This is a genomic window from Mesorhizobium sp. WSM4887, from assembly GCF_029625865.1.
Taxonomy (GTDB): Bacteria; Pseudomonadota; Alphaproteobacteria; order Rhizobiales; family Rhizobiaceae; genus Mesorhizobium.
The window spans coordinates 129,805-142,540 of record NZ_JARTVP010000007.1 but is presented as its reverse complement, the minus strand read 5'-3'; the positions used below and the strand labels follow the sequence as shown (position 1 = coordinate 142,540).

13 protein-coding genes are annotated in these 12,736 nt (G+C 65.6%); 10 read left to right on the top strand and 3 right to left on the bottom strand.

Going from position 1 to position 12,736, the window contains the following annotated elements; translation table 11 throughout:
• Positions 1-16 precede the first annotated feature (16 nt).
• From P9230_RS23245 to P9230_RS23210, 8 genes are read left to right on the top strand one after another with little or no spacing between them, the layout of a single operon-like run.
• Positions 17-1,657, top strand: a complete 1,641-nt coding sequence (locus P9230_RS23245; RefSeq protein WP_278120864.1) for a dihydroxyacetone kinase subunit DhaK — start codon at positions 17-19, stop codon at positions 1,655-1,657.
• Between the two features lie 10 nt (positions 1,658-1,667).
• Positions 1,668-2,267 (top strand): dihydroxyacetone kinase subunit DhaL, encoded by a 600-nt coding sequence (dhaL, locus tag P9230_RS23240; RefSeq protein ID WP_278120863.1) that lies wholly within the window; start codon positions 1,668-1,670, stop codon positions 2,265-2,267.
• Positions 2,267-2,656, top strand: a complete 390-nt coding sequence (gene dhaM, locus P9230_RS23235) for a dihydroxyacetone kinase phosphoryl donor subunit DhaM (RefSeq protein WP_127247725.1) — start codon at positions 2,267-2,269, stop codon at positions 2,654-2,656. Before dhaL ends, dhaM begins: the two co-directional genes overlap by 1 nt.
• Positions 2,657-2,675: 19 nt before the next feature.
• A complete protein-coding gene (locus P9230_RS23230; protein ID WP_067324266.1) occupies positions 2,676-2,978 on the top strand; it encodes an HPr family phosphocarrier protein in 303 nt (100 codons plus the stop codon).
• Positions 2,979-3,019: 41 nt separating this feature from the next.
• Complete coding sequence (gene ptsP / locus P9230_RS23225; protein WP_164763797.1) at positions 3,020-4,594, top strand: phosphoenolpyruvate--protein phosphotransferase; 1,575 nt, start codon at positions 3,020-3,022, stop codon at positions 4,592-4,594.
• A gap of 7 nt (positions 4,595-4,601) precedes the next feature.
• Positions 4,602-5,033, top strand: coding sequence for a hypothetical protein (locus P9230_RS23220; RefSeq protein WP_278120862.1), 432 nt, complete (start codon positions 4,602-4,604; stop codon positions 5,031-5,033).
• 25 nt (positions 5,034-5,058) lie between these two features.
• Positions 5,059-6,045 (top strand): dihydroxyacetone kinase subunit DhaK, encoded by a 987-nt coding sequence (gene dhaK / locus P9230_RS23215; protein ID WP_278120861.1) that lies wholly within the window; start codon positions 5,059-5,061, stop codon positions 6,043-6,045.
• 58 nt (positions 6,046-6,103) lie between these two features.
• The gene (locus tag P9230_RS23210; RefSeq protein WP_278120860.1) at positions 6,104-7,129 is read left to right on the top strand and encodes a nucleotidyltransferase family protein; all 1,026 of its coding nucleotides are present in this window, start codon (positions 6,104-6,106) and stop codon (positions 7,127-7,129) included.
• Positions 7,130-7,145: 16 nt separating this feature from the next.
• Here the strand turns inward: P9230_RS23210 and P9230_RS23205 are convergent, their stop codons facing one another.
• Genes P9230_RS23205 through P9230_RS23195 form a run of 3 tightly spaced genes read right to left on the bottom strand, consistent with a single transcriptional unit; the run spans position 7,146 to position 8,850 of the window.
• The gene (locus P9230_RS23205) at positions 7,146-8,132 is read right to left on the bottom strand and encodes a serine kinase (protein WP_278120859.1); all 987 of its coding nucleotides are present in this window, start codon (positions 8,130-8,132) and stop codon (positions 7,146-7,148) included.
• A complete protein-coding gene (locus P9230_RS23200; RefSeq protein ID WP_095777037.1) occupies positions 8,129-8,563 on the bottom strand; it encodes a lasso peptide biosynthesis B2 protein in 435 nt (144 codons plus the stop codon). Before P9230_RS23200 ends, P9230_RS23205 begins: the two co-directional genes overlap by 4 nt.
• The gene (locus P9230_RS23195) at positions 8,563-8,850 is read right to left on the bottom strand and encodes a PqqD family protein (protein ID WP_067324253.1); all 288 of its coding nucleotides are present in this window, start codon (positions 8,848-8,850) and stop codon (positions 8,563-8,565) included. The genes P9230_RS23200 and P9230_RS23195 overlap by 1 nt, the downstream gene beginning before the upstream one ends.
• Positions 8,851-9,436: 586 nt before the next feature.
• Between P9230_RS23195 and P9230_RS23190 the strand changes: the two genes are divergently transcribed.
• Together P9230_RS23190 and P9230_RS23185 are read left to right on the top strand one after the other, a co-directional pair.
• A complete protein-coding gene (locus P9230_RS23190; RefSeq protein ID WP_278120858.1) occupies positions 9,437-11,344 on the top strand; it encodes a propionyl-CoA synthetase in 1,908 nt (635 codons plus the stop codon).
• 122 nt (positions 11,345-11,466) lie between these two features.
• Entirely contained in the window at positions 11,467-12,546 is a 1,080-nt protein-coding gene (locus tag P9230_RS23185; RefSeq protein ID WP_127325546.1) for an acyltransferase, read from the top strand.
• Positions 12,547-12,736 lie beyond the last annotated feature (190 nt).

The following is a 12,736-nucleotide window of genomic DNA, read 5'->3' as shown; positions in this document are numbered from 1 at the left end:
GGACTGGACGAAATCCATGAAGCACTTTTTCAACCGCAAGGACTCGGTCGTTACCGAAGCGCTGGACGGTTATCTGGCCACTGCCGGCTCCGGGGCGCTGGCGCGGCTCGACGGCTATCCGGAGATCAAGGTGGTGCTGCGCGCCGACTGGGACAAGGCGAAGGTCAGCGTCGTTTCGGGCGGTGGCGCGGGGCACGAGCCGTCGCATGCGGGCTTCGTCGGCGCCGGCATGCTGACGGCGGCTGTCTCCGGCGAGATCTTTGCTTCGCCGAGCGTCGAGGCGGTGCTGGCGGCGATCCGCGCGACGACCGGGCCGGCCGGCTGCCTGCTGATCGTCAAGAACTACACCGGCGACCGCCTTAACTTCGGCCTCGCCGCAGAAAAGGCCCGCGCCGAGGGCTTCGCGGTCGACATGGTGATCGTCGGCGACGACATCGCGCTGCCCGACATCGCACAGCCGCGCGGCATCGCCGGCACGCTGTTCGTGCACAAGATCGCCGGACATCTTTCCGAATCCGGCCATGACCTAGCCTCGGTCGCGGCGGCAGCGCGGGCGGCGGCGAAGGATATTGTTTCGCTCGGCATCTCGCTCTCCTCCTGCTCGATCCCCGGCCAGACCCACGAGGACCGCTTCGGCGACGGCGATGGCGAGATCGGTCTCGGCATCCATGGCGAGCCGGGCGTGGAGCGCATAACCCTGCAGAGCGCCAGTGCGCTCGTCGCCATCATGGCCGACCGCCTCGCGGCCCGGCTCGATGCCGGCAGCCGCTATGCCTTGCTGATCAACAATCTCGGATCGGTACCGCCGCTCGAAATGTCGTTGATCGCCAATGCCGTGCTGGCCTCGCCGCTGGCAAAGGCGGTGAGGCTGACGATCGGTCCCGGACATCTGATGACCGCGCTCAACATGAACGGGTTTTCGCTGTCGCTGATCAGGCTCGAGGCGGAGCGCGAGGCGGCGCTGCTGGCGCCGGTCGGCCCGCATGCCTGGCTGCCGGCCAGGCCGGTTCGCCCGCCGGTCGTGGTGGCCACAGCCCAGCCGGCAGGTCGCGACATCGCCAAGGCGGCCAGCCGTGACGCCGGCGCCGAGCGGCTGATTGCTGCGGTCTGCGAGAAGCTGATCTCGCTCGAGGAGGCTCTGAATGGCCTCGACGCCAAAGCCGGCGACGGCGACACCGGATCGACGGTGGCGACCGGCGCACGCAGCGTGCTCGACCGCGTCGACACGCTGCCGCTTGCGGACAAGGCCGCAACTCTCGCCACAATCGGCGATACATTGGGAACTTCCATGGGCGGTTCCAGCGGCGTGCTTTTGTCGATCTTCTTCACGGCTGCCGCACAGTCGCTCAACGGCGGCGCGCCGCTCAGCAAGGCGCTGCTCGCCGGCCTTGACCGCATGACCTTCTACGGCGGCGCGAAGCTCGGCGACCGCACAATGGTCGACGCGCTGGAGCCGGCTCTGAAGGCGCTCGACACGAACGGGCTGGAGGCGGCTGCTTCGGCCGCGCGGAGCGGCGCGCAGGCGACGGTGGCGATGCAGAAGGCGAAGGCCGGTCGCTCGGCCTATATCGGCCGCCAGCTTGACATAGCGGATCCGGGCGCGTTTGCAGTTGCCGAGGCGTTCGCGGCCGTGGTGGCCATGTTCGCCCCGGCATGAAGGACAGGCGATGGCCGCATCCGATTTCTCACAATTGATCGCGGCGACTGCGGATACGATCGCGGCGCATGCCGACGAGCTGACCGCGCTCGACCAGGCGATCGGCGACGGCGACCATGGTCTGAACATGAAGCGCGGCTTCGATGCGGTGCGCGCCGAAAAGGCCGCAATCGCGGCAAAACCGCTGCCGGACGCGCTGACCGCGGTCGGCACCAAGCTGGTGATGACCGTCGGTGGAGCCTCCGGGCCCTTGTTCGGTACTCTGTTCATGGCGCTCGGCAAGGAACTGTCCGGCACGCCCGACCGCGCCGCGCTGACAGCGGCGCTGGGTAAGGCGATCGAGGCGGTTTCGGCGCGCGGCAAATCGCAGCCGGGGCAAAAAACGATGCTCGACGTGCTGCAGCCGGTGTATGAGGCACTGGCGCAGGGCAAGACGGCTGCCGCAATCGCAGACGCTGCCGACAAGGCGGCCGAAGCCACCGTGCCGATGAAGGCCTTGCGTGGGCGCGCCTCTTTCCTGGGGGAGCGCTCGATCGGGCATATGGACGCCGGGGCGCGCTCGACCGCGCTCTTGGTGCGCGCAGTCGCTGAAGCGATCAAGGGTTCTTGATGAGCAATGTCGGTATCGTCATCGTCTCGCATTCGCCGCTTGTCGCCGAAGGCACGGCCGACATGGTGCGCCAGATGGTGGGCGACGAAGTGCCGCTTGCATGGTGCGGCGGAAACGGCCATGGCGGGCTCGGCACCAGCGTCGAGGCGATCATGGGCGCGATCGACAAGGCCTGGTCGGAAGCGGGCGTCGCCATCCTAGTCGATCTCGGCGGCGCCGAGACCAACAGCGAGATGGCGGTCGAAATGATCGGCGAGCCGCGATCCCGCAGAATAGTCGTCTGCAATGCGCCGATCGTCGAGGGTGCGGTGATGGCGGCGACGGAATCGTCCGGCGGCGCATCGCTCAAGGAAGTGGTGGCGACGGCGCATGAATTGTCGTCGTCGTGAGTGAACGGGAATCGACTGAATGTCCGCATCCGCCGAAGCCACGGTTCTGATCACCCACGAGGTGGGCCTGCACGCGCGCCCTTCGGTGAAGTTCACCAAGCTCGCCAAGTCGTTCACGGCCGAGGTGGAGGTGGCAGTCGCCGCCAACGGCCCCTGGTTCGATGCCAAGAGCATCGTCAAGGTCATGGCGGCCAAGGCGCCGAAAGGAACCGTGCTGCACATAAGGGCGCGAGGCGACGGCGCAAGCAACGCGGTCGAAGCGCTGGTCGGCCTGGTGCAGCGCGATTTCGACGAGGATGCGGATCATGCCCGCTCCGCTTGAGCCGGGTCTGCCGCCCTCTCAATCCGCAAGGAATGCGGGCCATGCGGATTGAGGGCATCCCTGCCTCTCCCGGCTACGCCGAAGGGCCGCTGTTCAACCTCGACCGTCCACCGGCTGCTTATGTGGCCAAGGCGAGCGAGGCGGAGGAGAAAGCAGCGCTGAAGGCGGCCATCGGCAAGGCGGTGAGCCGGCTGACCTCGCTTGTCGAGACGGCCGATGGCGATGCCGCCGGCATCCTCGAATTCCACATCGCCATGCTGGAGGACGTCGCGCTGAGCGCGCCCGCCTTCGCGGCGCTCGGCTCCGGAGAGCCGGCCGACGCTGCCTGGCGGCAAGCACTGGATGCCGAGATCGCCGGCTATGAGGCGTCCGACCAGGACTATTTCCGGGCACGCGCCGCGGACTTGCGCGACATCCGCGACCAGGTGCTGCGAGCGCTGAGCGAGGATAGCGAGACCGCGGCGCCCCTCGGCGCCATCCTCTATGGCCTGGACATCGCGCCGACGCGTTTCCTCGAAACCGACTGGAGCAGAGGCGGCGGCATTGCGCTCGAGGCCGGCAGCACCGCCAGCCATGCCGCCATGCTGGCACGCTCGCGCGGCGTGCCGATGGTGGTGGGGCTTGGTGCCTTTGCGGACGAGCCCACCGGAAACGCGCTGCTCGACGCCGAGCATGGCGGCATCGTGCTCTCGCCCTCGCCGAAGGAGATCGAGGCGTTCCGGCAATCATCCTCCTCCTTCGCGGCGCGCCAAGGCCAGGCGCAGACTTTTCTCGCCCAGCCGGCGGCGACCAAGGCCGGCACTTGCGTGCGGGTGCAGGTAAACATTGCCTACCCTTCCGATGTCGACGGCATCGACATTGCGACCTGTGATGGCGTCGGGCTCATGCGCACCGAATTCCTGTTCGGCAAGGCCCTGCCGGACGAAGAGACACAGTACCAAGCCTACCGCAAGGTGCTGGAATGGGCCGGAGAAAAACCGGTGACCATCCGCACCATCGATGCCGGCGGCGACAAACCGATCCCCGACTTCACCGTCGAGGAGACCAACCCGTTTCTCGGCCTGCGCGGTATCAGGCTGTCGCTGGCGCGGAGCGACATCTTCCGGGTGCAAATCCGGGCATTGCTGCGCGCCGCCGTCCACGGCAATCTGAAGGTGATGTTTCCGATGATCGCCAGGGCCGAAGAGCACAGGCAGGCCGCCGCGTTGTTTGCGGAGGAGGAGGCCGCTCTCGCGTCGCGCGGTGTTGCGCACAAGCTGCCGCCGCTGGGCATCATGGTCGAGGTCCCTTCGGTGGCCATCGCGCCGGAGGCTTTTGCCGACGTTGCCTTCTTCTCGATCGGCTCCAACGACCTGACGCAATATGTGATGGCAGCCGCGCGTGACAACGCCGCCGTTGCACATCTCAACGCTGTCCGCCATCCGGCTGTGATGCGGCTGATCGCTTCGGTCGCGGCCTTCGGGCGCGAGAAAGGAATTCCGGTCAGCCTCTGCGGCGATGCCGGCGGCGATCCGGCCGCCATTCCGGCACTGATTGAGGCCGGCCTGCGCGACCTATCGGTGGCTCCGGCGCAACTCGCCATGGCCAAGGCGGCCATAGCGGACGTCCCGGTGTAAGCACAGCATGGCCAAGCCTGCCAAGATACAAGAAGCCGGCGCGGAAGACGCGATCCGCGCGTATAAGACCATCCTGTCGCAAGTCATCGACCAGCGGCCTTCCGGCATGCGCCAGCGACTTGCCGATGCGCTCGGCAAGCATCGCAGTTTCGTCACGCAAATCTCCAGCCCGGCCTATTCGATCCCGATCCCGTCGAAGCATTTGCCGGCTATCTTTTCCGTCTGCCATTTCAGCCCGGCCGAGCGCGACCAGTTCCTGGTCGCCTATCACCAAGCGCATCCAGGCAAGCTGCCGGCGGCTTCGGGTCCGCGCAAGACGCGCCACGTCTCGCTCATCGTGCCGGATTTCGGCGACGACAAGCAGAACGCAGCGCTCGACCGGGCGATCAACGAATTCATCCAGAAGATCACCAGCATCGCCGGCAGGGGCAGCGGCTAAGCGAGACCTATTCGGGAGGACTGCCATGAAGAAGTTTCTGAATTCGGTGGACACGGTCCTCACCGAAAGCCTCGATGGCTTCGTCGCCGCGCATTCCGACATCCTCGCGCTCGGCGACGAGCACAAATTCGTTCGCCGCAGGACGCTGAAACCGGGCAAGGTGGCGCTGATCTCGGGCGGCGGCTCGGGCCACGAGCCGCTACATGGCGGGCTGGTTGGCCATGGCATGCTGGACGCCGCCTGCCCCGGCCAGGTCTTCACCTCGCCGACGCCCGACCAGATGCTCGCGGCCGCGCAAGCCGTCGACACCGGCGCCGGCTGCCTGTTCATCGTCAAAAACTATGAAGGCGACGTGATGAATTTCGACATGGCCGCCGAAATATCGGACGGCGTTCTGCAGGTGGTGACAAATGACGACGTCGCGGTCGAGAATTCGTCCTACACCACCGGTCGGCGCGGCGTGGCCGGCACGCTGGTGGTGGAGAAGATCGTCGGCGCCGCGGCCGAGCAAGGCATGCCACTGCCCGAGCTCAAGGCGCTGGGCGACCGCGTCAACGCCTCGACGCGCTCGATGGGCGTGGCGCTGACCAGTTGCACGGTGCCGGCTGCGGGCAGACCGACCTTCGACATTGGCGACAACGAGATGGAATTCGGCGTCGGCATCCATGGCGAGCCCGGCCGGCGGCGCGATGATCTGAAGAGTGCCGACGCCATCGCCGAGGAGATCTGCACGGCAATCCTCGGCGATCTTGGTGACCGCGCCTGGGGACCGGCGCTGCTTTTCGTCAACGGCTTCGGCGGCACGCCATCGATGGAGCTTTATCTGATGTACAACAGCGCGCGAAAAATCTTCGAGAAGAGAGGCGTGACGGTGACCCGCTCGCTGGTCGGCTCCTATGTCACCTCGCTCGACATGGCAGGCTGCTCGATCACGCTGACGATGCTCGAGGATGAGACGACGGCGCTTTGGGACGCTCCGGTGCACACGGCGGCGCTGCGCTGGGGGATGTAGCGTCGCGCGGGCTTTTCTGCGACCATGGTCGCCTGTTGTTCGCGATATTGCCCGGTTGATGCTGCTCCCGCTTTCACCTGCCGAAGAAAAGCTGCTGCTCGAATTTGCCGATCCGGAGGCGCCGTCCGAGCGGGGCGGGGCCCTCTCGACAAGCAGCCTCATTGCGCTGCTCGCCAATGCCGAGTTCCACGGCGTGCTGCCGATCATGCTGCGCAAGCTTCGGGAAATCGGCGAGGCCGATCTGCCGAACGATGTCGCCCTGCGGCAAAAACTCTCCGGGCTTCGCGATCAGGCTACACTGGCGACCGGGCAGTCGATGCTGCTGCAATATCACGGCGACCGCATCATGAAGGCCTTGGCCGCGAAAGGCGTTGCGGCTCGCATCGTCAAGGGCCCGGTGTTCGCGCGCAAGCTTTATCGCCATGCTGCCGATCGGCCGTTCACCGACATCGACATCCTTGTCGATCCGGCCAGCATCGGCGAGGCCAACAAAGTGATCGCCGAATGCGGCTTCACGCTTGCCAGCGGCGAGGCCGAATCGCATGAATTGCAGGAGTTCAAGTGGCTGGAGAAGGAGAACTCCAGTCTGCTGATCGAGCTGCACGGCAATCTGGTGCATGACACCGGCATGCGGCGGCGCCTGTCGCTCGGCTTCCGCGAGTTGCAGATCATTGACGGCGGCGAGGCCGACACGCCGGCGTCGCTGCTCACGATCGCCATCGTTCACGCCGCCGGAGGCCACAAATTCCACCGGCTGCAGCTCTGTATCGACGTGCTGCAAGGTGTGCGCGCGCTGCAATCGCCGGAAGCCGAAGCGCGCCTTCTCGATGCCGCGCGTATGACCGGCATCGAGCTCGAGCTGGCGACCGTGCTCAATGTGACCGGGCGGCTGTTCGACGAGCCGCGCGCGATCGCCCTTGCCAACCGCATCAAGCCCGATCTGTCGATACGGCTCGCCAAATGGCTGATCACCGGCAACGTGCTGCTCAGAGTCAATTCGCGGGACAAGATGCGCTCGCGCCTTAGCCGCGACGCCTTCCGATGGGTCCAGCGGCTTGCCCGGCCAAGGCCCTATCCGGCCTGAAAGCCCGTTTGGAGATCTACTTCTCCACCGCGCCGCGGATCAGCCCCGCTGCATCGGCCGGGCTCGAGCCGACTTCCAGGGTGAAAGTGGGGACGGCCCTGACCAGTGCCGCGATCGACGCCATCCGTCGTTTCTGCATCGGCAACAGGCCGGTCAGGCCGGTCCTGACATTGTCGGTGGCAAGCGCGACCATCGCATCGGTCCTGGCCAAGGGCGTGAGCCGGGTGTGGCCGTCGGTCGAGCGCGCCAGATGCAGCAGCGCCGAGACCGGCCTGGGACGGACGTCCTCGATGCGAATGATCTCGGCGAGACGCTCCAGCGAGACGGCCTGCTCGCCCTCGGCGTCCCATCTGTCGCCAAGGCAGGGCGAGAGGAATGGCAGCATCGCCGCGGTGTTGCGATGGATCTTCACCTTGCGCGGCATGCCCCAGGCCAGGGTGCCTTCAGATGTCGCACCGAGGATCATCACATCGTCCGAGCATAGGCCGAAGCCCTGCGATGCCAGCGCCATTGAAGTTGTCGACTTGCCAGTGCCGCTCGGCGCATGGATCAGCACGAGCGCCCCGCTATCGGGCAGCGTCAGACCGGCGGTATGGAGCATGTGCTGCCCGCCGGACTCGAGCGCGGCATCCAGCACCATCATCAGCAGCGTCCATTTGACCTTGCTGTCGGGATGAACGCGGATTTCGGCCGCACCCTCGTCGGCACGGATCGAGGCCGTCTGGAGGCCGGGAAAGACCAGATGGACGACGTCGCCGGCGTCGATGATGCGGCAATGGCCGTCCAGCGGCACTTCGCCGTCGAAGGCGAGCTTCCCCTCCGGGTTTTCGGGCAGCGCCGACGTTTCGAGGATATCGATGCGAAAGCCGGGTTCGACCGCTTCATTGACGCGCAATGTGCCGAGCATCAGATCGAAGCTCGGCCAGAGCTCGGCGCGCTCTGCCGATATGCCGATGACCTGGCCGTTGAGGTCATAGCAAACGGTGGCTGCGGCGCCGGTCAAGCGGCGCGCGCCTTCACGCTGCCGCCGGGGTGGCGATAGATTTCAACCATGTCGGGAAGGCTGTCGCTGACCACCGGCTTGCCGTCGAGGCAAACCCAGCAATGCGCCGAAAGGCGCGGCTCATGCATCGATTTGGCATCGACACCGAAATGGAGGTCGGGGTTGAAACCCGCCATCCGCAGGAAGCGGAAACCGAGCAGCCCTTCCCTCAGGCATCTGCGATCACGCATCACCCAGGGATGCCGAACCGTGCGGTTGACGCGGCTGACGACGTAGCTCCATGGCAGGCCACGATAGGGTGTGGGCAATTGCAGCGGCGCCAATTTCAGCACGCTTTCGAAATCGCGCCGGGCGACCAGTACCGGTATCAGCCGGGCGCTGAGCCACAGATGAGTGCGGAACAGGGCGCGCAGGAACGGTCCGCCGGCCATCACGCGCCCGGGTCGGCAAGGATGCCTTCGGCCACCAGCTCGGCGGCCAGCGCCGTCATGTCGTCGCCGAGCGTCGCCTTGTCGACCTCGAATTCTTCCGACAGCAGATCGACGATGTGGTCGAGGCTGCGGGCGCCGTCGACCTTGTCGAGGAACGCTTCGGTGGTGCCGTTGCAGGTGTAAAGCTGGCCGCTGCGCGCCAGAAGCACCACGGCGCCGTCGCCGACATGCTGCACGGAGGCGTCGTCCGCCATCCGCAGAACCGTTTCAAAGGCGATTTCAGCCATACGCCCGCTCCCTATGCCGAACTGCAATTAGCGCGGCATGCCGTCGCTGTCCATTGCCAAGCGGGCAACGCTGCGTGTCAGACGGCCGGGCCTATCGGGCCACTCGGGCCCGCAACGATGCTCGACAGCTTCGCGCGCCTGACCGGAACCGGTTTTTCGTAAGTTCTTTTCGTCAAAACTTCCCCGGAAAGACTATCCAACTCGCGCGAGAATGATGGTGGGCTGGAACCACTATCAAGCCGCCGTTCGCGCCAGGGTTGCCATCTTTCCCATAAGTAAGCTAAGAGTCTGCCGGCTTTTTGGGGAGTGGACAGTATGCGTTACAACTGGGATCGCGCTCCGACGGCATTCGAACGCCATCGGAAGGCATTGGCCGCCGCCATTCTAATAGCCGGCGGTGTCGGGCTGATGCTGGCAGCACTGCCGCTCTAAGCCGAATTCACTTGCTGACGTCATAGCGCGCTCCGATCCGGGAGCGGCTGGATCCGTTTGCCGGCAACGCCGACCAAAATGCGAGGAGACATGGCCGGCCAAAGCGGCTTAGGCTATTGCCATACGACGGAATGTTCCTGGGGAGGAAAAGTCGATGGCCTCACGCTACCACGAAGTCTATGAGGGCTGGAAACGCGACCCCATAGCGTTCTGGGCCGAAGCGGCCAAAGCGATCGACTGGTATTCGCCAGCCGAAAAGGTCTTCGATCCGGCGGCGGGCGTCTATGGCCGCTGGTTCACAGGCGCCACCTGCAACACCTGCTTCAATGCCATCGACCGCCACGTGGCGGGGGGGCGCGCCGACCAGCTGGCGCTGATCCATGACAGCGCGATCACCGGCACGATCCGGAAATTCACCTATGCCGAACTGAAGCGCGAGGTGGTCGCGCTCGCCTCTGTCCTCAAGAACCGTGGCATCGGCAAGGGCGATCGGGTGATTATCTACATGCCGATGGTGGCGGAAGCGGCGATCGCCATGCTAGCCTCGGCCCGCATCGGCGCCGTGCATTCAGTGGTGTTCGGCGGCTTCGCCTCGCATGAGCTCGCGACCCGCATCGACGACGCCAGGCCGAAGCTGATCATCACCGCCTCCTGCGGCCTGGAGCCGGGACGCGTCATCGCCTACAAGCCGCTGCTCGACAAGGCGATCGAGATGTCGAAGCACAAGCCCGATGCCTGCCTGATCCTGCAGCGCGAGCAATTGCACTGCGAGATGAAGGACAATTACGACATCGACTATGCCGATGCGGTCGCCCGCGAGCGCGCCGCCGGCGCCAATGTCGACTGCGTTCCGGTCTTGGCCACCGACCCGCTCTACATCATCTACACCTCCGGCACGACCGGGCAGCCGAAGGGCATCGTGCGCGACAATGGCGGTCACATGGTCGCGCTGAAATGGACGATGGAAAACGAGTTCGGCGTCAACCCCGGCGAGGTGTTCTGGGCGGCCTCGGACGTCGGCTGGGTGGTCGGCCATTCCTACATCGTCTATGGGCCGCTTCTGCATGGCTGCACCAGCGTGCTCTTCGAAGGCAAGCCGATCGGCACGCCGGACGCCGGCACCTACTGGCGGGTGATCTCGGAACACGGTGTGGTGGCGCTGTTCACGGCGCCGACCGCCTTTCGCGCCATCAAGGGGCAGGATCCGCGCGGCGAGTTCGTGCCGAAATACGATCTGTCGAAATTCCGCACGCTGTTCCTCGCCGGCGAGCGCGCCGACCCCGAGACCATCAAATGGGCAGAGCAGAAGCTCAACCGTCCGGTGATCGACCATTGGTGGCAGACCGAGACCGGCTCGCCAATGACCATCAACCCGGCCGGGCTCGGGCTTTTGCCGGTGAAATACGGCTCGCCGGGCGTGCCGATGCCGGGCTACGATATTCGTATTCTCGACGATGCCGGCCACGAGGTGCCGCGCGGCACGCTCGGCAATGTCGTGGTCAAGCTGCCGCTGCCGGCAGGCTGCCTGCCGACGCTCTGGAACGCCGACGCCCGCTTCCGCCAAGCCTATCTCGAGGAGTTCCCCGGTTTCTACAAGACGGCCGACGCCGGCATGATGGACGAGGACGGCTATCTCTACGTCATGGCCCGCACCGACGACATCATCAACGTCGCCGGGCACCGCCTCTCGACGGGCGCGATGGAGGAGGTGCTGGCCGCGCATCCGGACGTCGCCGAATGCGCCGTGATCGGCATCGCCGACGCGATGAAAGGCCAGGTGCCGCTCGGCTTCGTCGTGCTCAACGCCGGTGTGGCGCGCGACACCGGCGCCATCGAAAGCGAGGTGGTGGGCCTGGTGCGCGAGCGGATCGGACCGGTCGCAGCCTTCAAGACGGTGGTGACGATCAAGCGGCTGCCGAAGACGCGCTCCGGCAAGATCCTGCGCGGCACGATGCAGAAGATCGCCGACAAGGAGGAATGGACGATGCCGGCGACCATCGACGATCCCGCGATCCTCGACGAGATCACGGCGGCGCTCAAGGGGCGCGGCATCGGGATCTAGCCGCTCGCGGGATCGCAACGCGAGGGCAGCCTCACGAATGCATCCTGCGCTGCAATCGACTGTTGTGCAATGCAGCAGCACCCCCTAGAAGTCTGCCCGGGGGGCCGTTCTGAAGGCACGGCATGGCTCAGCACAAGACCACATTCGGCGGCGTCGACATTTTGCGTTTCTTCGCCGCCGTCATGGTGATGTTCTATCACTACGGCTTCTGGGTATGGGCGTTTCCCGACGGCGTGTCGGCGCGCTCGACCGGCGGCATCCCTGCCCATCCCGAAATGGCGTTTGTCGGCTCCGGCTGGGTCGGCGTTCAGGTGTTCTTTGTCATCAGCGGCTTCGTCATCGCATTCAGCGCCGAGAATTCGACGCCGCTGAAGTTCTTCGAAGCCCGTGTCAGACGGCTGGCGCCGGCGGTCTGGGTCTGCGCGCCCATCTCCGCGATCGTGCTGCTGATGGTCGGTCTTTCCTGGCCGACCGATGCCGTGGTGCGACTTGCCCGCACGGCGCTGTTCGTGCCGTTCGAGCCATGGGTCGACAGTATCTACTGGACGCTCGGCATCGAGATCGCCTTCTACGCCATCGTCTGGACCCTGCTGCGGTTCGGCCGATTCGACCTGATGGAAGCTGTCGCCGTCATCATCGGCCTGCTCAGCACGCTGTTCTGGTGTCTCTATTTCGCCTTCGGCTGGACCGATCTCGCGGAGGCGCGCTGGCTGCAGCTCACCCTGGTACATCACGGCGCGTTCTTCGCGGTCGGCGTGCTCATCTGGCTGATGCGCTTCAAGGCGGTGACAGCGGCACGGCTCTGCTTCTCGGCGCTGTTTCTCGCCGGCGGAGCGCTGCAGATCGTAAGCTCGGTCGACGTGCACAGCATCAAGGTGGAAGCGGCGATGCCCTATGCGCCGCCGATCATCATCTTCCTGGCCGCGGTAGCGCTGATGGCTTGGTCGCTGCGCCTCAACCTTTCCTGGGGCGGCTGGCGCCGGATCGGGCTGATGACCTATCCGCTCTACCTCATCCACGATGTCGTCGGCGCGGCGCTGCTCGGCGTCCTGATCCGCGCCGGCGTGCCATACCTGGTTTCGATCCCGATCGTCGGCACGGCCATGATCGCGGCAAGCTGGCTGGTGGCGGCCGAGGCCGAGCCGCGCGTCCGCATGCTGCTCGACCGCACGCTTTTCCGCTATCGGCTCAAAGCGGCCTAAAGCGCATCGCGCTGAAACGCGGTCAGGCGACGCTTTTCGGGGTATTGATGCACGTCGTTTTGCCAAGACCGCTGCGCCTTTTTGGCGATGTGCATCGAGCAGCCCGGTGTGGAAATGCTTGCATTCGACATGATATCGAGGCTTGGTCCACGCTGCGTGGCATGACCCTAGCTTGAGTACCGAGCCTCAA